21 protein-coding genes are annotated in these 20,620 nt (G+C 35.1%); 2 read left to right on the forward strand and 19 right to left on the reverse strand.

The genetic code is table 11. The features are described from left to right. Positions 1 to 92 precede the first annotated feature (92 nt). The 6 genes from AC4PHB_RS06975 to AC4PHB_RS07000 all read right to left on the reverse strand — a co-directional run bounded on the left by AC4PHB_RS06975 (position 93) and on the right by AC4PHB_RS07000 (position 4,458). Positions 93 to 932 (reverse strand): hypothetical protein, encoded by an 840-nt coding sequence (locus tag AC4PHB_RS06975; RefSeq protein WP_492135734.1) that lies wholly within the window; start codon positions 930 to 932, stop codon positions 93 to 95. Between the two features lie 189 nt (positions 933 to 1,121). Continuing rightward, positions 1,122 to 1,610: a GNAT family N-acetyltransferase gene (locus AC4PHB_RS06980; RefSeq protein ID WP_492135735.1), complete on the reverse strand. Its 489-nt coding sequence runs from the start codon at positions 1,608 to 1,610 to the stop codon at positions 1,122 to 1,124. A gap of 59 nt (positions 1,611 to 1,669) precedes the next feature. Then, positions 1,670 to 2,047 carry a hypothetical protein gene (locus AC4PHB_RS06985; RefSeq protein WP_333687023.1) on the reverse strand — a complete coding sequence of 126 codons (378 nt, stop codon included), beginning with the start codon at positions 2,045 to 2,047 and terminating at the stop codon, positions 1,670 to 1,672. Continuing rightward, the gene (locus AC4PHB_RS06990; protein ID WP_492135736.1) at positions 2,034 to 2,585 is read right to left on the reverse strand and encodes a hypothetical protein; all 552 of its coding nucleotides are present in this window, start codon (positions 2,583 to 2,585) and stop codon (positions 2,034 to 2,036) included. The genes AC4PHB_RS06985 and AC4PHB_RS06990 overlap by 14 nt, the downstream gene beginning before the upstream one ends. A 158-nt stretch (positions 2,586 to 2,743) precedes the next feature. Beyond that, positions 2,744 to 3,487, reverse strand: coding sequence for an SDR family NAD(P)-dependent oxidoreductase (locus AC4PHB_RS06995; RefSeq protein WP_492135737.1), 744 nt, complete (start codon positions 3,485 to 3,487; stop codon positions 2,744 to 2,746). Between the two features lie 320 nt (positions 3,488 to 3,807). Continuing rightward, positions 3,808 to 4,458, reverse strand: a complete 651-nt coding sequence (locus tag AC4PHB_RS07000) for a DUF2238 domain-containing protein (protein WP_492135738.1) — start codon at positions 4,456 to 4,458, stop codon at positions 3,808 to 3,810. A 296-nt stretch (positions 4,459 to 4,754) separates the two neighbouring features. On the opposite strand from AC4PHB_RS07000, the gene AC4PHB_RS07005 reads away from it, so the two are divergent. Both AC4PHB_RS07005 and AC4PHB_RS07010 read left to right on the forward strand, forming a co-directional pair. Continuing rightward, positions 4,755 to 5,111 (forward strand): transposase, encoded by a 357-nt coding sequence (locus AC4PHB_RS07005; protein WP_492135739.1) that lies wholly within the window; start codon positions 4,755 to 4,757, stop codon positions 5,109 to 5,111. Positions 5,112 to 5,137: 26 nt separating this feature from the next. Then, positions 5,138 to 5,950, forward strand: a complete 813-nt coding sequence (locus AC4PHB_RS07010) for an IS3 family transposase (protein WP_492137753.1) — start codon at positions 5,138 to 5,140, stop codon at positions 5,948 to 5,950. A gap of 84 nt (positions 5,951 to 6,034) precedes the next feature. On the opposite strand, the gene AC4PHB_RS07015 is transcribed toward AC4PHB_RS07010, so the two are convergent. The 13 genes from AC4PHB_RS07015 to AC4PHB_RS07075 all read right to left on the reverse strand — a co-directional run bounded on the left by AC4PHB_RS07015 (position 6,035) and on the right by AC4PHB_RS07075 (position 20,618). Further along, positions 6,035 to 7,024 (reverse strand): YeiH family protein, encoded by a 990-nt coding sequence (locus tag AC4PHB_RS07015; RefSeq protein WP_492135740.1) that lies wholly within the window; start codon positions 7,022 to 7,024, stop codon positions 6,035 to 6,037. Positions 7,025 to 7,074: 50 nt separating this feature from the next. Then, complete coding sequence (locus AC4PHB_RS07020; protein WP_492135741.1) at positions 7,075 to 7,827, reverse strand: gamma-glutamyl-gamma-aminobutyrate hydrolase family protein; 753 nt, start codon at positions 7,825 to 7,827, stop codon at positions 7,075 to 7,077. Positions 7,828 to 7,844: 17 nt separating this feature from the next. Then, positions 7,845 to 8,867 (reverse strand): D-cysteate sulfo-lyase, encoded by a 1,023-nt coding sequence (gene cuyA / locus AC4PHB_RS07025; RefSeq protein ID WP_492135742.1) that lies wholly within the window; start codon positions 8,865 to 8,867, stop codon positions 7,845 to 7,847. A gap of 47 nt (positions 8,868 to 8,914) precedes the next feature. Next, entirely contained in the window at positions 8,915 to 9,871 is a 957-nt protein-coding gene (locus AC4PHB_RS07030) for an ABC transporter ATP-binding protein (RefSeq protein WP_492135743.1), read from the reverse strand. Next, positions 9,858 to 10,889, reverse strand: a complete 1,032-nt coding sequence (locus tag AC4PHB_RS07035; protein WP_492135744.1) for an ABC transporter ATP-binding protein — start codon at positions 10,887 to 10,889, stop codon at positions 9,858 to 9,860. The genes AC4PHB_RS07030 and AC4PHB_RS07035 overlap by 14 nt, the downstream gene beginning before the upstream one ends. A gap of 51 nt (positions 10,890 to 10,940) precedes the next feature. After that, a complete protein-coding gene (locus AC4PHB_RS07040) occupies positions 10,941 to 11,843 on the reverse strand; it encodes an ABC transporter permease (protein ID WP_492135745.1) in 903 nt (300 codons plus the stop codon). A gap of 13 nt (positions 11,844 to 11,856) precedes the next feature. Then, entirely contained in the window at positions 11,857 to 12,783 is a 927-nt protein-coding gene (locus AC4PHB_RS07045; protein ID WP_492135746.1) for an ABC transporter permease, read from the reverse strand. 160 nt (positions 12,784 to 12,943) lie between these two features. Continuing rightward, positions 12,944 to 14,476: an ABC transporter substrate-binding protein gene (locus AC4PHB_RS07050; RefSeq protein WP_492135747.1), complete on the reverse strand. Its 1,533-nt coding sequence runs from the start codon at positions 14,474 to 14,476 to the stop codon at positions 12,944 to 12,946. A gap of 22 nt (positions 14,477 to 14,498) precedes the next feature. Then, complete coding sequence (locus tag AC4PHB_RS07055; protein WP_492135748.1) at positions 14,499 to 16,157, reverse strand: N-acyl-D-amino-acid deacylase family protein; 1,659 nt, start codon at positions 16,155 to 16,157, stop codon at positions 14,499 to 14,501. Further along, positions 16,120 to 17,040, reverse strand: coding sequence for an L-2-amino-thiazoline-4-carboxylic acid hydrolase (locus AC4PHB_RS07060; protein ID WP_492135749.1), 921 nt, complete (start codon positions 17,038 to 17,040; stop codon positions 16,120 to 16,122). The genes AC4PHB_RS07055 and AC4PHB_RS07060 overlap by 38 nt, the downstream gene beginning before the upstream one ends. A 21-nt stretch (positions 17,041 to 17,061) precedes the next feature. Then, a complete protein-coding gene (locus tag AC4PHB_RS07065) occupies positions 17,062 to 17,958 on the reverse strand; it encodes an L-2-amino-thiazoline-4-carboxylic acid hydrolase (RefSeq protein WP_492135750.1) in 897 nt (298 codons plus the stop codon). 190 nt (positions 17,959 to 18,148) lie between these two features. After that, positions 18,149 to 20,179, reverse strand: coding sequence for a sigma 54-interacting transcriptional regulator (locus AC4PHB_RS07070; RefSeq protein ID WP_492135751.1), 2,031 nt, complete (start codon positions 20,177 to 20,179; stop codon positions 18,149 to 18,151). A 178-nt stretch (positions 20,180 to 20,357) separates the two neighbouring features. Further along, entirely contained in the window at positions 20,358 to 20,618 is a 261-nt protein-coding gene (locus AC4PHB_RS07075) for an arginase family protein (protein ID WP_492137754.1), read from the reverse strand. Positions 20,619 to 20,620: the final 2 nt, after the last annotated feature.

Here is a 20,620-nt window from a genome sequence, read left to right on the forward strand (position 1 = left end):
TATTATTTGTTTTTTGATACCTTGAGAAATATAATTAGCAAACAAAAAATACCCTGCAAAATTTGCATCGTGCAAATTTTGCAGGGCTGTTTTCAATCTTTTGTTGATACCTTACTTTGTGACAACAGATATTTATCCGTACTTTCCAGTAAATCCTCATTTGCTGCCTGAATATAGAAAATTATGTAGAGATCCTTATCCTCAAAGTATTTGCAGTAAGTTCTTCCAAATAGTGTTATTGGTGGAAAATCATCATTTGTCCCAACAGCATTTGGTTTTCCGAACTGGAGATAGTGCTGTCGAAAGACATCAGGTATATGTGTGACAGCTCTGGTGTTGAGATGAGAGTCTATTTTTACCCAGTCATCGATCCCGAATTTATTTATACCTTCCTTAATCACGATAGCTTCGGGTTCAAAATATGCATCTTCATTACTCAGGCCAAGCTGAGATAAAATAAGGTCCAGGTAGTCGTATCGAGTTACAGCCTCAGCCAACTCTGCCAAATCGATCACTTCTTCAGACTGTTGACCAGGTTTAAGCTTAATCATGTAAGCTCCGTAAAATGCGCTGTTGTACGGGGAGTTCAGGTCGTAAATACTAGACCTTCCTTGTTCAAAATCTCCGAATGTATAGTAAATGGACATATCGAGCATTTCATCGCCATGAAGATCAATGCTCGAAAAAGTAATATCTCTTGTATTAAAAAGAAGCATATTGGAATACCAATTCAGTCCATTCTCTTTAGCGCTGCCTGGATCAACAAATTCAATAGCCAGCCCTTCATTTTTTCCTAATACATGAAAAGCTTCCTTCCAAGACATCAGGTTCATAATGATATGGCTTCTACTTGATGAATCTAAAAAAGCAATACTTATGGCGAACAGTAGAATAAAAACCGCAACAATTAAAGTCTTGTTATTCTTTATCATTGTATCTCACCTTATCCACTTACTTACTTGAGGGCTTAGTGCCAAATCAAGGACCCTATAGTTAATTATTTAATCTCTTTTTCTTTAGTTATGAAGCCAAGAAAGTCAGCAATAAGCCTTGCAGCAAGATAGCATGTAGTTGAGCCTTGATCATTATACGGTGGTTTTTTAGGTTATATTATCTATAATCTAAAACTCAAGTATCATATCGTACCAAACTGCTCCACCATGAGTAGAATCAGATACTCCAAGATTACAAAAACCAAATTTTGAATAGTAATGAATCAGGTGCTCCTTGCAGGTTAGTATAAGTCCTTTGCGGCCATGCTTTTTAGAAGTCTCTATAAGATGATTCATAAGCTTTGCTGCTATTCCCTGATTTCTATACTCCGGAATAACGTCCAATCCAAATATCGCTTGATAAAAACCATTAGGATCATGTAGGGATGCATCGCTAAAGAGCTCGTCATAGATTGTCTTTGAATTAGTAATACATCCATTAACGAATCCAATTATCCTTCCATCGGTCTCAGCTATATAGAAGCTGTCCGGGAATGTATTTATCCTGTTCTTTAGAGATGACCTCGTGGCTGCTTCCGCTTCCGGGAAGCACTCATCTTCAACATTTACAACTGCATCTAGATCCTCTGGCTTTACTTTTCTGATTATTAATTCCATGATTTATTAGACCTCCTGAAAACTAGTATATTATCAAAAAATAGAGTACCGTTTATAATCTAAACCCTTATTAAGCCTGACATTTCAAAATACACATTCCTAGTCTTAAATGGTGCGGGACAATTATACTGTAACTTGATTTTCTCAAAATCACTGATTCGTTTAGAGTAAAAATATGGACTTTCAAATTCAAGTTTCTCACTTCTAAGCCATTCGGGGACCTCGATTCCAAGTACCTGAAGATAGTAGTCAATTATGGCGGACACTTTAGTCAAATATATGATTTCATTCTCGTCACATACTTCTAAATCAACAGGAGAATTTAAACTATCAATGAATTTTTCATCCTTTGATTTTAATAGTTCCATAAGCTGGTTCAAACTTGTATCCAAGTCATTTATTAAATAAAGATCATATAAAAACCTATTCCCAATCATATCCTAAATCCTCTCCTAGATATTTTATAAACTTGATCTGTCTTTCACCAATTAATTTTAATGGTACATATCTCGATATAATATCAAAAAGCACAGCTTTATCTTTAATTCCAAGTTCTCTACACAATATATAAGCATCAACAAAATCCTTAGCTGGTTCAGGCCTTGCTGCCAATATTTTCATAGCTAATAATTGCTCCGCTCTTGGTTTTAGAATCTTAAAGTTTGAATGAACTCTGTAAACTTCTTTATCTTCCTTTATAAGGGATTTTAGAGGTTCCTTGATATCCTCATTTAGCCAATTGTCGTTTAAACCGAAGGTGAATTTGACTTCTTGAAGTATGTTTTCAAGCAATGAATAGTTTACATAGCTTAGTACGCAGTCAATATCCTTGGTTGCAGGTCTATTATCGTAAACCATCGTCATTATCGAACCACCATACACTGTAATCTCTAACTGCAACTGATTCTCCTTTAATCTTTCGTTTAAGTACTCAAAAATACTTAGCAATTTATCCTTATTGAATAATTCGTTCAAATCAAACACCTCCTATTAACATTATACCGTAATAATCAGGCTGCCTCAATGTATTGTATTATGCAGATATAATGAGGTTATCTAATTATTTTTGCTGAATTCAGAAAAAAACAAAGTCACCTACGGCTTCCCATAAGTGACTTTGTTAAACAACTATATTAGCAGTCTACTCCTCCATCTACTCTGAGCAGCTGTCCAGTTACGAATGATGAATCCTCAGTTGCAAAGAACAGGCATGCAGTACCTATCTCTCTGCCTTCTCCAGCCCTCTTAAGTGGCGACATTTGCTTCATTGGTTCAACAGCAGCCTCTCCTCCAACGCTGTCAAGCATAGCGGTTTTTATAGCACCTGGAAGAATAGCATTTACTCTTATCTCTGGTCCAAGCTCTCTTGCAAGCGCTCTAGTTAGGCCGTTTACTGCATGCTTAGTTGTAGCGTATGCAGATAGTCCCCATCTTGCAGAGGTTCCCGCAACTGATCCGATATTAATGATGTAGCCCTTGCCCTTCTCCTTCATAATCGGAGCAACCCTTTTAGCAAGCATTAAAGAAGAAGTAACATTAACTTGCATAACCTTGTCCCACTCTTCCAAGGAAACGTCCATAGAAGTTTTGATGCTGAGGAGTCCGGCATTGTTGATAAGTATATCGACAGTGCCAAATTTCTCAATGGTCTCATCCACGATCTTGTCAAGTGATGCTCTGTCAGACATGTCAACTATTACACATTCTGCAACTCCGCCTTTTGCTCTTATCTTCTCTACAACTTCCTTTGCCCTGTCTTCATTTCTTCCAACAACCATTACCTTTGCGCCTTCCTCAGCGAATAGGTATGCAGTGTCTCTTCCCATGCCTGAGGTCGATCCTGTTATAATTGCTACCTTATCCTTTAATCTATCCATTTTAACTCCTCCTTGATTTTCAAATCTCAGTAATAGTTATACCTATGTTAGTTATTTTTCAAACTATTGATTCTAAATATTTGAATATTTCATAAACCAATCATCAGATAACACACTTGGAGATCGTAAGAAATCCATGCAATCCTAGCTTCCCATCTGGTATCAAAACATAATATTTCCCCTTCGTGAGATTATTGATCCCTTCCATTTCTTTATAATTAAATATGAAGAAATATACTACCTGAAGGGCTGGTCTTCTTGTAAAGCTAAGCTATTTTACGACGTAATCAGAGATTTATGTTAGGTCAAGAGTCCATCCTCTAATGTTTTGAATTCTTGGCTTCGGTATCAGAAATTTCCTTGATCCTCCTATCATGTGCCTTACCCAAAAATAATAATGAACAAGCTGCACCAATAAAGGCAAGTAACATGTCCTTCTGCGTATCCAAAATATCTCCCTGGAAGGAAAGTACATATCGAGCCGGCTTCTTTGAAACAATTATTACAAAGAATTCTAACAGCTCCCATGATGCACTTATAGCAAGAACAAATGCAAAAACTGTAACATAGAAGAACTTACTCTTTTTAAAATAACCTTTCCTCAGCAGAAATTCCCTGGTGATTATTGCAGGTATAAAGCCTTGGGCAACATGCCCCAGACGATCGTAATGATTTCTTGAAAGATTTAGAGCTTCCTTTAAATATTCAAATAACGGATTAGTCGTATATGTGTACTTTGCACCAACGAGCAGTATGATTATATGGATGAATACCAGCACATACGATAAATATGTAAACTTAAATTTATTATATGTCGCCGTCAAAACCACGATATAGATCAATGAAGGAATCGTAAGCATTATCCACGCTAAATAGTCCTTTGCATTTATAGAGGACCATATCAATAATATTATGGCTATAGCCAACAAACATACTTCCTTGCGATCTTTTTTAAATGTAGACGTTGTCATTTTCATCACCTATTGGATATAAACTGTTAATAAATGTTTACTTATTCTTCTTATATCCACTTCCTTCCAGTTTATGCAAAACAGATATTTTTAATATAAATCAGACAACAGAGGAATTTCTTAAGCAATCACAATAAAAATACCCACTGGTTATTATCATTAAGATAAAGTACCAATGAGTATTTTTTATGATATTTAGTACAATTTCAGTCAAAAAGCAAAAATAACTGGCAAGGACCCTCTTAAGTTTACCATTTAGGGACGGTAAGATATACTAAACTTAGGAGGTGTTCCTTTTGAATAAAATATACTCTGATGAATTCAAATTATCCGTTGTCCTTGACTACTACAGCAGCTCTCTTGGTGTCAGAGCTATTGCAATGAAGTACAATCTTCCTTCAAAAAACTACATCAATAATTGGGAACAACAACTCATTGACAAAGGACTTCTTCCTCCAAACTCTACAAAGCAGGAGAAGTCAGTTGCCAGATCAAAGGAGTCAATCGTTAGAAATGACACTAGGACTCCTCTTGAAAGACATTATGAAGATGAGATAGAGATCCTTAAGGCTCGTATAGAGTACCTTGAGGGTCTTGAATCCTTGAAACCATTTCTTAAAAAAAAAGAACCCGTGAAGCAAAATACGAAGTAATACTCAGTCTTGAGTACAAATACCCCATATGGCTTCTTTGTGAAATAGCCGGAGTAAGCAAAGCATCGTACTACAACTACAAGAGGAATCCTTCTAAGCCCTCAGATTCAAATAAAGTGATAGAAGAACTGATTCTCCTTATCCACAAGAAATCAGGTCGTAGAAAAGGCTACAGGCCCATCAAGGATGACTTAAGAAACATATATCATCTCAATGTGAACCATAAAAAGATACTACGAATAATGCGAGAGAAAAAGATTTCATCAATACTCACAAAGAAGTCCAAAAGGACCAGAGAGCAAAGCATTATCAAAGAAGATTTACTCCAACGTGATTTCTCATCAGCCGTACCTGGCAAAAAGCTTGTAACTGATATAACATATATACCAACAAGAAGAAAGATGATTTATCTTTGCACAGTAATCGATCTGTACAATAATGAACCTGTATCCTGGAATATAAGCGATACTCAGGATAAATATCTTAGCTTAAATGCAATAAAGGCACTTTCCGAGAAGTTCGACCTATCTGGCAGTATCATTCATAGCGATCAAGGTGTCCATTACACTAGCTTGATGTATGTCAATCTTCTAAAAGAGTTGAATGTTAAACAGAGCATGTCACGAAAGGGCAATTGCTGGGATAATGCTAAAGCAGAAAGCTTTTTCGGTCACTTTAAAAGCGAAACTATTCATCTAATGAGTAGAAGGATCAAGGATATCAACGAAGTCATTGAGATAGTTGAAGACTATATGAGATACTATATATACGACAGACCTCAGAAGAAACTTGGTGGATATCCTCCTGGCATATTCAAAGAAAAACAATTATCTGCATAAAAACTAAAAAATTAACCGTACCCAAATAGTAAACCTTTAAGGTAGCATGCCAAACCGTCCCCAAAAGTTTCAAAAGTTTGAATCTTACCAAATACCCAGTATTTTTTGGACTACTATTGAGGTAGCAGCGACTGCAAACCAGCAACTTAATCCCAGAATAATTGATTTGTAGCCATTTGTTACTAATTTTTTCAGATTGGTATTGAGCCCGATAGCAGACATTGCAGCAACTATTAAGAACTTCCCGGTTTTAGCTAAAAATGCTGAAGTCGGGTCAGGGACAAAATTGATTGTTGTGACTATAGATGCTAAAAGAAAACCAAGTATGAACCATGGAAAAATACTAGAAATACTATACTTATTAATGTCCTTCTCTTTTTTTGCCCAGTAGATACTGAGAATCATAGTTATAGGCAATATCATAAGAGTTCTGGCCAGCTTCACTATAGTAGCTAGCTGTAAAGCACTGTCACTCCAAACTTGCCCTGCGGCAACTACAGAAGAAGTATCATTAATTGCAGTTCCAGCCCACATCCCAAAACTAATATCAGTCATATTTAGTAATCTGCCTATAGGAGGAAATATCAAAACAGCAATTATATTAAACATGAAGATAGTCGAAATAGCTGATGATACTTCCTCTTCATTAGCGTTGATCACCGGTGCAGTAGCAGCAATTGCCGAGCCTCCACAAATAGCGGTTCCCACACTTATCAATATTGAAGTTTTCTCTTCAACATTCAATTTTCTCGATACAAAGTACGCTACTGCAAAGGATGCTGATATTGTTACAATTGTTAAAATCAAAGATTGTCCACCTATTTTAAGAACCTTAAATAAATCCATCTGAAATCCTAAAAGGATTATAGATAGTTGAAGCATTTTTTTAGATGTAAATTTGATCCCTTCATTTAGAACAACTGGCAATTTGAAAAAAAAAGCTATTATGATCCCAAGTATTATCGCTACCACAGGACCACCCACTAAAGGCACAGCTTTTCCGCAGTACCATGAAATAACAGCGATAATAAAAGCAACAAGCATTCCAGGTGATAATCTTTTTATGTAACTCACATCTATGCCTCCATAGTTTTATGCATAGTATTCCACTATCTCTTTATAAACTAATAATCATCTTTCTTAGTGCCTATACTGATGAGGCATAGATTTTCAAATAGGTAATTCATTCGTTCTTCATTCTCAATTAAGTCTTCAGGATGCCACTGTACCCCAATTATCATGCCATCATTAGTTTCCATAGCCTCTAATACACCATCTTCAGTATAGGCAGTAGGAATGAATCCATAACCTATGTTTTTAACTGATTGATGATGGAAAGAGTTTGTGAATATTGAATCTACTCCTAAGATAATACTTAGTCTGCTACCTTTTTCGATATGGATTCTATGAATCAGATTATTTCTTGATAATTTCTGAACATGCTGTATACTATTTTCTACTTGGTCATCTATGTCTTGAAATAATGTACCACCAGCAGCAATATTAAGCATTTGCATTCCTCTACAAATTCCTAATGTAGGCTTGTTTTGCTCTATAACATACTTTGCACATTGATACCATGCCCTGTCAGTTTTTGGATTCACCACTCCTAATCTTTTATGTGGATTTTCACCATATAGCTTAGGATCAATATCGTATCCTCCTTGGAATAAAAAACCATCGCAAATATTCATCAAATGAAGCATCACATCTTCATCTTCTGTAGAATGGATTATTAATGGTATCCCACCATTCTTTTCAATAGCTTGAAGATAGCTTTCTTGAACAAAAGCCTCATTTCTAGGTAGAGAAGCCAAGTTTGAGGGATCATAGTATAGCTTACTGTTACTCAATAAACCTATAATTGGTTTTTTCATATTTTCACTCCCTCAATTCAAATCTCAATATTTGAGTTCAGATGACTTAACAAAACATCTTGGTAAGCAAACATCGCTGTTGAACCTCCAGTATGGATGAACAAAATATTCTCATCTTTAGCAAGTACTCCTTTTCTAGCTAAGTCAATTAACCCAGCCATTGCTTTGCCAGTATACACTGGATCAATTAATATGGACTCTTGCTTCGCTAAGATTTGGACGGCTTCAATCATTGAATCGGTAGGTAATGAATAGCCATCGCCAATATAATCATCATATACAATTATATCTTCTAAAGATACTAACTGATTGACACCCATCATGCTACAAATCTCTTTTGTCTTGTTATAAATGAGGCTGGTCTGATCAGCCTTTTTCCTATTAACACCAATACCTATAACTGGGATACTCGCATTCATCATTTTAATCCCTGTTAACAAACCAGAATGTGTACCACCACTGCCACTTGCAACAACAATTTTGTCTATTTTTAATCCTATGTCATAAGTTTGCTTCAAAATTTCTTGAGCACAGGAAAGGTAACCAAGTGCACCAATTGAATTCGATCCACCACCAGGTATTATGTATGGAGTTTTGCCTTCGGCTTTTAGCTCAGATGCAAGTTTCTCCATCTCGTTCATCATATCAGTGCCACCATTAACAACCCTAACACCTTCGACACCTAATAACCTATAAAGAAAATTATTGCCATTGGCGTTTTTGTTGTAACTTTTAGGCACTCTTTCCTCCAAAATTAGAAAACATTTCATATTTTCCTTATTTGCTGCGGCTAAAGTTAAACAACAATGATTCGATTGAACCGCACCACAGGTAATTATTGTATCTGCATTATTCTTTATTGCATCTGCCATTAAATATTCAAGTTTTCTAACTTTATTTCCACCAACTGAAAGGTCCAATTTGTCGTCTCGTTTTATATAAATATTTGGACCTCCTAAATACTTAGTTAGATTTTCTAAAAACTCAATATTTGATTCATTTTTAATATATCTAATTCTGTCAAACCTAGATAAGTTCATCTATTATCTACCCTTCCTCTCAATAAATTTGACGTTAAAAAATGTTACTAATTTTCTAAAAAACATGCTACAAAATGGTTTGTTTCTACCTCAAGTAGATCAGGTTCTGAACTCTGGCATATTCCCATTGAATATATACACCTATTTGAAAATCTACACGTTTTATTTGGATTAATTGGGGAGGTAATTTCTCCTTTAAGAATGATTCTCTCTTTTCTATCTCCGAGTCTTGGTAAAGGAATTGCAGATAACAATGCTTTAGTATATGGATGTAAAGGATTCTTAAACAATTCCTCTGCAGTAGCCTTCTCAACTAGTTTTCCTAAATACATAACAGCAATGTCATCTGAAAAATGATTTACTATCGAAAGATCATGGGTTATAAACAAATATGTAAGGTTACGCTCACTCTGCAATTCCTGCATCAAGTTAAGGATTTGAGCTTGAATTGAGACGTCCAATGCTGATACAGGCTCATCACAAACTATAAATTGTGGATCTACTGATAACGCTCTTGCAATCCCAACTCTTTGCCTTCTACCACCATCCAGCTCATGCGGATAAGTATTCACAAGTCGCTTTGATAACCCCACAGTCTCCATAATACCTAATACTTTTTCTTCTCTAATCTTCCTGTTTGGTTCTAATCCCCCTATTCTCAGAGGTTCTTCTATCGCTTCACTTATTGTTTTTCTTGGGTCTAGCGAAGAAAATGGATCTTGGAAGATCATCTGCATGTCTTTTCTTTTTCTCCTCATTTCGTCCTTTGACAATCTCTGTATGCTGCTTCCATTGAACAAGACATCTCCATCAGTCAACTCAAGAAGCCTAATAATTAATCTCCCAATTGTCGACTTCCCACATCCAGATTCACCAACAAGACCCAGGGTCTTACCTTTTTCAATACTAAATGACACATCATCAACAGCATGAAGAATACCCTGTTTAACATTAAAATATTTCTTAATATTTAATGCTTCTACTAATTTATTATTTTCTTTCAACCTGGGCTAGCCTCCTTTTGTTGATTTTCCCATCACTATACAAATGACATTTGACGTAGTGTTCCTCATTACGATTAATTTCGATTGATTTTAACTCATTACAAATATCCATTACATAGTCGCATCTTGGGCTAAATGGACACCCTTTAGGCAAGTTAGTCGGATCTGGCATTAATCCCTTTATCGGTTTAAGCTTCATAGTCCGATTTTCAATATTAGGTATCGAATTAAAAAGACCTTCGGTATAAGGATGCAAATAATTATTGAATATATCATCTAAAGATCCGTGCTCAAGTATTTCTCCAGCGTATACCACGGATACTTCATCACATATTTCTGCAACTATGCCTAAATCATGAGTTATCATCAACATCGATGTTCCATACTTATCTCTAAGGTTACGCATCATCTCTAATATCTGTGCTTGTATTGTAACATCAAGAGCTGTTGTAGGCTCGTCAGCTATCAATAATCTTGGATTACATGATAAAGCAATAGCGATAACTACTCTTTGTTTCATTCCACCAGAAAACTGATGTGGATAATCAGAACCCCTTTCAGCTGGAATTCCAACTAACTCAAGCATCTCTCGTGCTTTCAGGATAGCTTTCTTCTCATTTAATTTTTCATGAATCATAATTCCTTCTGCAATTTGTTCCTCGACGGTCATTACCGGATTTAATGAAGTCATCGGGTCCTGAAAAATCATCGCTATATCGTGACCTCGGATACTTTCCATTTCTTTCTCAGTGCAATTGATAATATTTTTACCATCAAAATATATTTCACCTGATAGTATCTTCCCTGGCGGATTAGGTACAAGCTTTAATATAGATAGACCTGCAGTTGTTTTTCCAGCTCCTGTTTCACCAACTAAACCAAGTGTTTTACCTTTATGTATTTCAAGATTGATACCATTAAGAGCATTTACGGTTTCAAAGTCTGTTCTATACTCTACAGTCAGATTCCTTATACTAATTAACGGTGCATTATCATCTGATATTATTTTCTTAGTCATAAATAAGTTACCTCCCCTGATGGTGATTGATACTATACTGTTATTTGACCTTTATTTCAGCCTTGGGTCCAATACATCTCTAAGCCCATCCCCTAAAAGATTAAGAGATAGAACTGTTATCATTATTGCCATCCCAGGATAAAGTGTTAAATAGCTGTAATCCCTAATAAAACTTCTACCAGCAGATAGCAATCCACCCCATTCAGGTATTGGTTGCTGAACGCCTAATCCCAGAAAACTAATAGCAGCGGTATTAGTTATTGTGGTGGCAATCCTTAGAGTTGTCTGAACAATTATTGGTGCCATACAATTAGGTAGAATATGTTCTTTGATTATTGATAAATCTGTGGCACCAATAGCTCTTGACGCTTCAATAAACTCATTGTCTTTTACAGTTAATACAGCTCCTCTAACCACCCTTGCAAAAGTTGGTATCAATGAAATGGATAATGCAATTACTAGATTGCTTGTATTCGGTCCTAATGCAGCAACAATAACCATAGCAAACAACATCATTGGCATAGCTAGTAATATGTCCATTATTCTCATTAGAATATTGTCAATTTTATTTCCGTAAAAACCAGCTATTATACCAATCACACCACCAATTCCCAATCCCAGGAATACTGCTAGAAAGCTTATTCCTAGAGAGTACTTAGCACCGTATACTATCCTGGCAAACATATCTCTGCCGAACTCATCCGTGCCAAGTATATGTTCCTTCGATGGTGGCTGTAATCTTTCTGATATATTGTGTGAAATTACATCGGTTTTATAATCTATAAATATTCCAGATAATACTGTTACCAATATCAGTATAAGTAATATTACAAGTCCTACCATTGCAGCCTTGTCCTTAGCAAGTCTGCGACCAATCTCTGCAAATTGACTTCTTTTTTTATCGGGTTGACTATGGTTGCTTTTTAAATTTATTTGTGTATCAATAGTTCCCATTGTAGTACCTCCTCTAGCTGTACATGCTTCTAATTCTTGGATCTACAAACCCGTACAATATGTCAACAATTAAGTTAACAATTGAGATTGATATTGTGAAAACTACAATGCAACCTAAAACCATTGGCACATCTCTACTAGTAATCGATTGAACCATCAATCTTCCTATTCCTGGCCATGCAAAAACAGTTTCAGCTAATACAGCGCCTCCTAGTAAATTACCTATTTGTAGGCCAACTACAGTTATGGTTGGAATCAAAGCATTTTTTAATGCGTGTTTTCTTATAGCTTTCTTACGAGGTACACCCTTACTTAGTGCTGTCCTCATATAATCTTGTCTTATTGTTTCTAACATAGATGATCGCGTTGTTCTAGCAACTAAAGCCATGTTCATAAATCCAAGAGCGAAAGCAGGCAGTACTATACTTGTTATCGTTTTCGCTCCTGAAACTGGAAACCAACCCAATCTTAGTGAAAATAATAAAATCATAAGCAATGATAACCAAAACATAGGCATCGAAACTCCAATAAGAGCAACAAACATTGTTAGATTGTCAATGATAGTATTTTGTTTTGTTGCTGCTATTACACCTATTGGTATAGCTAATAGTACTGAAAATATAGTTGCAACAATAGCTAATACTATAGTATAGGGAAACCTTGAAAAAACCTCGGTTGCAACAGGTTGGTTGGTTCGATAGGAATTCCCCAAATCTCCTCTCAAAAGGTTTAACATATATCTAAAATACTGAACAACTAGAGGTTGGTCTAACCCCATTTCTTTTTCTAGAGCTGCTACCTGCTCTGGAGTCGCCTGATCTCCCAAAATCATCCTCACCGGATCACCAGGAGCTAAGTTAAGTATAAAAAAAACTATCAACGTAACTCCTAATATTACTGGTATAAGGTATAGAAATCTCTTAATAATATACTTTTTCATTTCTATCCTCCACATGTATGTATTTATATTGATTGTAATTTGGACTATTACTAAACTTATAGTTTATGGTCAGCTTATATCTGGCAGGAAGATTGAAACCATTCTTCCTGCCAGATAACAAAATTAATTAATTTTATTTTTAATGCTCTATTATATATTTTTATTCCCAATATACATTGTTGAAGTAAATGTAACCTGTGGCACTAGGCACTACTCCTCCTAGGTCAGCATTATAAGCCCTATAAATTAAATCTAAATACAGTGATGGTTGATGACATAGATCATTTGAAAGTACAACTATTTCTCCGATTATTTTCATTCTCTCATCTTTGTCTATTGTTGTTTCAGCCTTTTCTACAAGTGCATCCATTTCTGGGTTGTTAAGTGCACCTGGGTTAGATGCTCGTCTTCTAGAATGGAATCTTTGTACATATGTCAATAGATTTGAAGGCGACCACGAAACTATTGCGCTAACATAATCACCACTACTTGTTTTGTCTAGATAAGTACTAAGATCCATTGTTACGATTTCGACCGCAATGCCTAATTCAGCAAGATTTGATTGAATTACAGTTGCTACTTTTACTTTTGTTTCATTAGAACAAATAATCGGAAGCTTTACAGTCGCTGGGTCTCCTCCCCAAGCAGATAAGTATTCTTTTGCTTTTGCAACATCGTATCCAACAGCTTTTTCTTCAGTAGCACCAACAAATCCCATCGGAACTGATGAAATATTTGGTAATCCGTACCCACTGATAGCAGCATCTACTATTGCCTCTCTATCAATTGCACTACTAATAGCTTTTCTAAAGTCCACATCGTCAAATGGTGCTGTATCTTTATTGATCATTAAAAACCAGTTTACAACACTAGTTACTTCAGCAACTTCTACTCCTTCAGCTGATTTCAGTCTTTCAATATCATTTGTCTCAACCTCATAGATGAAATCTACTTCGTCAGCCTCTAAAGCTATGGTTCTTGAAGTCCCTTCAGGAATAAATCTCCACTCAAGGTTAGTTATCTTTGCAACCTCATTTTTATTGAAATAATCATCAAATTTTATGAACTCAATAGAATCGCCTCTTGTCCATTTGCTAAATTTGTATGGACCAGTACCTATTGGATTTGAATTAAAATCATGTTTTGCTTCTATTAATTCAGAAGGTACTATGAAGTTAAAATGGTATCCCAGGTCATATAACAGTCCTGCGTAAGGTCCATCTGTTGTTATTTTTACTGTAAGGTCATCAACGGCCTCAATTTTAAGAATTCTTTTCGTATAGTTAGCCGATGCAGGGAAGGTTTTAGCCCATTCAATTGATGCTACAACGTCCTTTGCATCAAGTTTGCTACCATCATGGAACAAAACGCCATCATTCAATTTAAAAATCCAGGTAGTTTCATCTTGATTCTCTATGCTTGCTGCCAAATCTGGCACTACTTCCAAAGTATCAGAAGTAATCTTTGTTAAGCCATTGAAAACTAATAAATTCATAAAAACACTCGCAATTGAGTCATGATCATTAGTTCCTAATGAGGGAGGTTCATTTTGAGTAGCAATGACAAGAGAATCTCTTTTTGGAGTTTCTCCAACTTCTTCCGCAGGTTGTTTTGCAGGACTGCAGCCAGTAACAAACCCCATTACCATTACTAGAGCCAGGAATATACTTATAACTTTTTTTGTTTTAACCATTTAGTTCACTCCTCTTAATTTATTAATTTACTGAGTCAATTACATTGTCAATCTTAAATCTTAACATTTTACCAGCTGCTATTCGTTTTGCCCCTCCCTTCACAACAGCTGTCTCGCCATTTACTATAACCCATTCGATGCCATCAGGTTTACTATTCGGATTGGCATAGCTACCTGTTTCTCTTATTGTATTTGGATTAAATATCGTAATATCAGCTATATAGCCTTCCTTTATCAATCCCCGGTCTTTTAATCCAAAAGTCTCAGCAGGAAGTCCTGTAATTTTATATATCCCCTCTTCTATTGAGAAAAGACCTTTCTCAATAATATATTTGTTAATATATCTTGGAAATGCTCCATAATTTCTAGGATGGGGTTTACCTTCTGCTGTCGGACCGCTGTAATGCCTGCTGAATGCATCTGTACCTATCATACATTTTGGATGTTTCATAAACATTTCTAAATCTTCATTTGATATTGCATGATATATCATTGTTGCCATTCCCTTACTATCTCTCAAAACTGTAAATAAGGCATCCAACTCGTCAATATTTCTTTCTGTAGCAATTTCAGAAAGGCTTTTCCCCTCATATTGGGTATTTCCTTCAGCATTTCCAATTACAATGTTGTCATAACCACAACTTAATATTAAATTATCCCAGTTTTCAAGCTTTATATCGTTCTCAATAAGTTCCCTTTTCTCATCGAATATCTTAAAATCGTTGCTGAATCCTTCTGATAGTACCCAACCTGGCAGCAGTGTACTTAAGGAAGTTGAGCCAGCAGTATATGGATAGACATCAAAAGTGATTTTTTGACCCACCATATTTGCTTCATCAATCAATTTTAGGCAGTCCTTCGCTTTACCATGATTTTTTAAACCAAGCACTTTTAAATGTGAAATATGCCCTCTGCACCCACTTTTTCTTGAAATTTCAATAAGCTCTTTAATGGATTCTATTACTTCATTCCCCTCATTTCTCATATGAGAATTATATATTCCATCGAAAGGTGCTATCACTTTACATAGTTCAATCAACTCTTCGGTTGTAGAAAACATACTTGGCACGTATGTAAGACCAGTAGACAACCCAAATGCTCCTTCCTCCATCGATGCTTGGAGCATCTCCTTCATGCCTGATAAATCAGCTAAAGAGAGTCCATTACTCTGATACCCTGTGTATTTGATCCTTAGATTTGAATTTCCAACAAACATTGCAATATTAGTTGCATTCCCTCGCAAATTAGTTTCTTCACGGAATTGCTTAAAGGTAGTAGCTTTGAGTGGTTCATCTATACCTATCATAAGCTTATCCATGTTACGTTTAATGTACTCATCCAAACCATTTTCACTAATTGGAGCAAAACTTGTGCCACATAAACCACATACATCGGTTGTAACACCCTGCATAACTTTACCTTCAGCAAAAGGAAAAAAGGCTGAATGCTTGTCTGTATGAGTATGAACATCAATAAACCCCGGACATACTATCAATCCGGCTGCATCAATTCTTGTTTCACAATAATATCCTTTTAGATTTCCCATTTTCACAATTCTGTCAGAGTTTATTCCAATATCATAACTCGCTAATTTCTCACCTGAGCCATCTACGACCAAGCCATTTTCAATAATAATACTGAATTTATTCAAATTTTTCATTCTGAATCCTCTGCTTTTCATAAAATGTTTTATAAAAACCATCCTTCATTATTTGCTTTGCATTATTACCAGAGTATTCATCCCACATAATTTCGGTATCAGGATCAATTGCCAGTGGGATATTGTAATCAATAAATTTTCTAGAATAATCAACCCCATTTTCTGTAGCAATTCTATGTAAGTTCTCGGTAGAATATTCAGCATATCTATTAAGCGCTTTATTAATTGAGTGTATTGCACTCTCTCCAATTAACTCGATTGATGCAGACAAAATGTGGTAGTAAATCCTTACGCAAAGTGAATTAAATCCATCCTTGGCATTTGCAACCTCCATTTTTTCTTTAGGAATTTCATATAGTGGATCATATTCCTCAAAACATTTCTTGCGCATCTCTTCTGGAAGGAATTCTGGCCTTAGAACTACATTGAAGCTGCAGTAATCGTCATCTTGGGTCAAAGTACGTGCTAAGTTAACCTGGGTAAACCCAAAAGCATAAGAATTGTAGCAGGCAAAATGAAACTCCTCACAATACATACGCCCAATTTCTTTTTCACCAATTTTTTTCCAAAGATCTGACATTGGACATACTAATGTATGTGATACTCTCTCCTCTGAGTTTATTCGCTGGAGATCTCTTTTAAATCTTGAATCACCTGGTAAATCTCCACCTACCGAAAATAAACTTTTCATATTAACCTTGTACCCTGCATCAAGGTGCTGCTGTCTTCTCTTAGTACCTCTGTCAATACCAAACCTTCTAGTGCCTTCCCTTGCAGCTTTCTCTCCTTCTATCCCATGATCGTCTATTAATGCTCTTACTAGGTATGCATAAAGTAAGGTATAGCTGTCTTGCAGATTGTTAATGTTGAAATTATTTAAATCCGAATAATAATTATTACTCATTTTATTCACACCCTTCTAATTTTATTCGTTCGATGTACTTATAAATGCTTCCTTAATGACTGCTGTGAAATTTATCTCAAGTAGTTTCTCTGCATTATTTTCACTTGAATTTAGCCATTGAATATCTCCAATCTCCAAAATATCTAATGGGCAATTATTCCAAAAGAATTCGCTAGAAAAAACATTGTTCGTCATAAAAGCTCTCTTTTCCAAAAATTCAATTGAACCATATGCTGTTTTTTTAAGCGATCTTGCAATAGCAGCTTCACCTTTTTCAAAGTGAGATTCCACAGCTGCATCTAGTAAATAATAATACAACTTCAAAGATAAAAAACCATATTTCTCTTTACTGGATCTGAACATCGAAAAATCATATGGTATATGTCTTCTATTTTCATTAAAGCAAACCTCTCTTTGGCTAGTTTCAATATTCGATGCTCTAAAGTAAACAGCAAACTGGCAATGATCATCATTTGTGTTTGTTTTCATCTTTGAAATATTCGTTTGTGATTTTTCAAAAAAACATGTTTTAAAAAATGAATGATAGAATTCTTCGCAAAACGGTTTGCCAAGTATCAGTTTCTCTTGTGACTCCCAAAAATTGGCTAGGGGACAACTAATAATATCGGCAATGTAGACTTCCTCATCTAGTTTCTTAATAACTTCCCTAAATCTTGGATCATGAAAATTGTTATCAATCATTCCAATTACTGTGTTTATATTTATATTAATTCCTTTATCAAGAAAATGAGTTCTTACCTCAGTTCCAAAATCTCTACCAAATCTACGAACAGCCTCCCTCACGATATCTTCGGACTCATTGCCGAACGATTCTTTTAGTTCTGTAGATGTTGTGATAAATAAAAGAGAAAAAATATTTAGTTGATTCTGCATCTCCAATTCATTTATTTTGTTCATTAGAGCATCTCCCTTCAATAATAAAATTAGACATTTTAGTATATTAAATTGATATATTTATATTATGCAAGTTCCATACCAACTTAATATGTCGTAAAATGTGTAGATAATTTCACTAAAATATAAATGAACAGGTTCAATGGGATTAATTGGTGTATTTGCCCCCGTTGAACCTGTTCATTTATTGCTGCTATTCGTTAGTACTTTCCTTTAGAACTTTGATCCCTTTTTCTGTAATACGAGTACCACCTCGACCCTGAGTAAGGGTAATCAATTCTTGAGATTGCATCGACTCTAGTAAATTTCTTGTTTCTGCTTCAGTAAGAAAAACTGAATATTTAATAAGTTCTCTTGCAATACTTCTCCTGCCTAATTTTACCCCTGAAGTAAAAGCATTATATAGAATTTTGAGTACATAAACCCATTCTTCATACTTATCTTCAACATAAAAACTAGAATCCATGCAGCCAATAGATATATTTTTATAAATATAAAGGGGTATATCCTCGGGTTCAATAACTTTTTTATCAATTGTACTAATATACTCAACGCAATTTTTTATTTCTCTTCCGTTACCTGGCCAATCATATTCCAAGAAAATATCCATTGCTGATTTAGAAATATCTTTTTTAAGATCATATTTACTAAAAAAATATTCTATTAGACTTTTAATATCTTCCTTCCTATTATTGAAGGAAGGTATATAAAGTGGTAGCACGTTTAGCCTATAGTATAGATCTGCTCTAAATTGTTTGTTCGTAACAAGTCCTAACAAGTCCTTGTTTGTTGCTGATATTACCCTAACATCAATAGGGATTATTTCTGTTCCTCCTACCCTCATAAGTTCACTTTCCTGAAGTACTCTGAGCAACTTTCCTTGCAGAGCATATGGTAAATCACCAATTTCATCAAGAAATATGGTTCCTCCATTTGCTAATTCAAATAATCCTGCTTTCCCTTCTTTTTTAGCGCCAGTGAAGGCTCCAATATCATAGCCAAACAATTCACTTTCGATTAGTGATTCAGATAAAGCCCCACAGTTAAATGCTACAAAAGGACCTAGTTTTTTAGTAGATGTATTGTGGATACTTTGAGCAAATAACTCCTTACCTGTTCCACTTTCACCCTGAATCATAATAGGCGAATCGAACTTAGCAAAATTATTAGCTAGAGTTTTAGTTCGTATGATTGAACTGCTGTTGCCAATAATGTCGTCAAAATTATGTTTTGCATTATATACCCTTGAATAAGATTTGCTATTAACCGCTCCAAACATTTTTTCGATTTTTCTGTAGTCAGTTATGGTTATTATTCCACCACTGCATTCTGTGTCATTTCCATAATTAGTATAGTTAGAGATGCTTTGTAACATCCCATTTATTTTATGTGTTACAAAATGAGTATTTTCATACTTTAAAATATCGTTGAAAAGAGATTTTACGTCATATAGTGAATGTATTCTCATCTGAGCATTATTTACTTTTAAAAGTCTCTTAATCTGCTTGTTGTAAAAGACGATATTTCTATTCTTATCATATATTATTAACCCAGTATCCACATTATTTAGTACTTGTTCATAATCAACATATTTTTCATCAAGATTATTTAACAGGTATCCGAGACTTGGACTTAGCAATTTAATATCTCTTGAATAATCCTTGACAATTCTTATTGTGTCTGTATTAAGAAGGTCAAGTCTGTAAAGAATATCAAATATAGTCGACGGATCAATGACTCTAGTCCCAATATTAATAATCTCTTTGACATCATAAGGGACGTGTCTAGTCTCATTTGGGGTAATCGCTAATTCGAATGAGCCTTTTTGATAATTACAGCCAGGATAATAAGCAACCAATTCATTATTTTTGAATCCAAGTTCATAAAGTAAAGAGACGGTAGCATCAGCCATTTCTTGGTCATCATTAACTACTAGTATTTTTATGTCCTCAGGAACATTATCTAGTTTATCGAAATTCCTCTTTGTAAGAGTTCTCCTCATTATAAGGATTTCAGTCTTATCCATTAAATTATTGGTAATTGACTTTGCTGATCTATTACCAGATGCTAATACTAAATCACTTCCTACAGTGGACACGTAATTAGCTTCGCAATCAAGGCAATCGAAATCAATATATTCTCCCAGAACCTTGTCTAGCTGTCCCTTAATTAATTGAGAATTCTTACTGCTTATACAAATAATTGAGACCCTGTATTTTTTCATTAGATATCCTCTTCTACTTTTATTGAGTAATAATAATTATAATAATTAGTAGAAAGCTTATCACATCTCTGTAATCTATTCAATGTATACCGATTTAAATTATCGTTTAATTTGTTTTCTAAAATTAGCACAAAAACCTTATCCTTAGCTCTTTATCTAATTAAGCTTTTTTCTATGTTCAATTTAATTTTTTCAGTTTTTGGGAATCATAGTGATCAAAAAGGTAAAGTGCCATCCTCAATGAATTAGATTTAGTGTTTAAATCACCGGGGATATAATCTATATCGCCACAAACCATGATCTTCCATCTATTTGCATCCATGTAATAAGTATCTCTTTCAGGATCATAGGACCCACCGGGCTTAAAGCTGAATCTGGTGGAGCCTAATCGAATCCCTCTTGGTCCTAGCCTTGCTCCTGATTTCCCTTGAATAGCAATAT

This window comes from Gudongella sp. QWL-04, assembly GCF_058683975.1.

Excerpts from the sequence above, each read along its gene's own strand:
- AC4PHB_RS06975 (WP_492135734.1), bottom strand. The coding sequence starts at position 932 with ATGATAAAGAATAACAAGACTTTAATTGTTGCGGTTTTTATTCTACTG.
- AC4PHB_RS07020 (WP_492135741.1), bottom strand. The coding sequence starts at position 7,827 with ATGAAAAAACCAATTATAGGTTTATTGAGTAACAGTAAGCTATACTAT.
- AC4PHB_RS07045 (WP_492135746.1), bottom strand. The coding sequence starts at position 12,783 with ATGAAAAAGTATATTATTAAGAGATTTCTATACCTTATACCAGTAATA.
- AC4PHB_RS07065 (WP_492135750.1), bottom strand. The coding sequence starts at position 17,958 with ATGAACAAAATAAATGAATTGGAGATGCAGAATCAACTAAATATTTTT.
- cuyA (WP_492135742.1), bottom strand. The coding sequence starts at position 8,867 with ATGAACTTATCTAGGTTTGACAGAATTAGATATATTAAAAATGAATCA.
- AC4PHB_RS07040 (WP_492135745.1), bottom strand. The coding sequence starts at position 11,843 with ATGGGAACTATTGATACACAAATAAATTTAAAAAGCAACCATAGTCAA.
- AC4PHB_RS07055 (WP_492135748.1), bottom strand. The coding sequence starts at position 16,157 with ATGAAAAGCAGAGGATTCAGAATGAAAAATTTGAATAAATTCAGTATT.
- AC4PHB_RS06985 (WP_333687023.1), bottom strand. The coding sequence starts at position 2,047 with ATGATTGGGAATAGGTTTTTATATGATCTTTATTTAATAAATGACTTG.
- AC4PHB_RS07050 (WP_492135747.1), bottom strand. The coding sequence starts at position 14,476 with ATGGTTAAAACAAAAAAAGTTATAAGTATATTCCTGGCTCTAGTAATG.
- AC4PHB_RS06995 (WP_492135737.1), bottom strand. The coding sequence starts at position 3,487 with ATGGATAGATTAAAGGATAAGGTAGCAATTATAACAGGATCGACCTCA.
- AC4PHB_RS07035 (WP_492135744.1), bottom strand. The coding sequence starts at position 10,889 with ATGACTAAGAAAATAATATCAGATGATAATGCACCGTTAATTAGTATA.
- AC4PHB_RS06980 (WP_492135735.1), bottom strand. The coding sequence starts at position 1,610 with ATGGAATTAATAATCAGAAAAGTAAAGCCAGAGGATCTAGATGCAGTT.
- AC4PHB_RS07070 (WP_492135751.1), bottom strand. The coding sequence starts at position 20,179 with ATGAAAAAATACAGGGTCTCAATTATTTGTATAAGCAGTAAGAATTCT.
- AC4PHB_RS07060 (WP_492135749.1), bottom strand. The coding sequence starts at position 17,040 with ATGAGTAATAATTATTATTCGGATTTAAATAATTTCAACATTAACAAT.
- AC4PHB_RS07000 (WP_492135738.1), bottom strand. The coding sequence starts at position 4,458 with ATGACAACGTCTACATTTAAAAAAGATCGCAAGGAAGTATGTTTGTTG.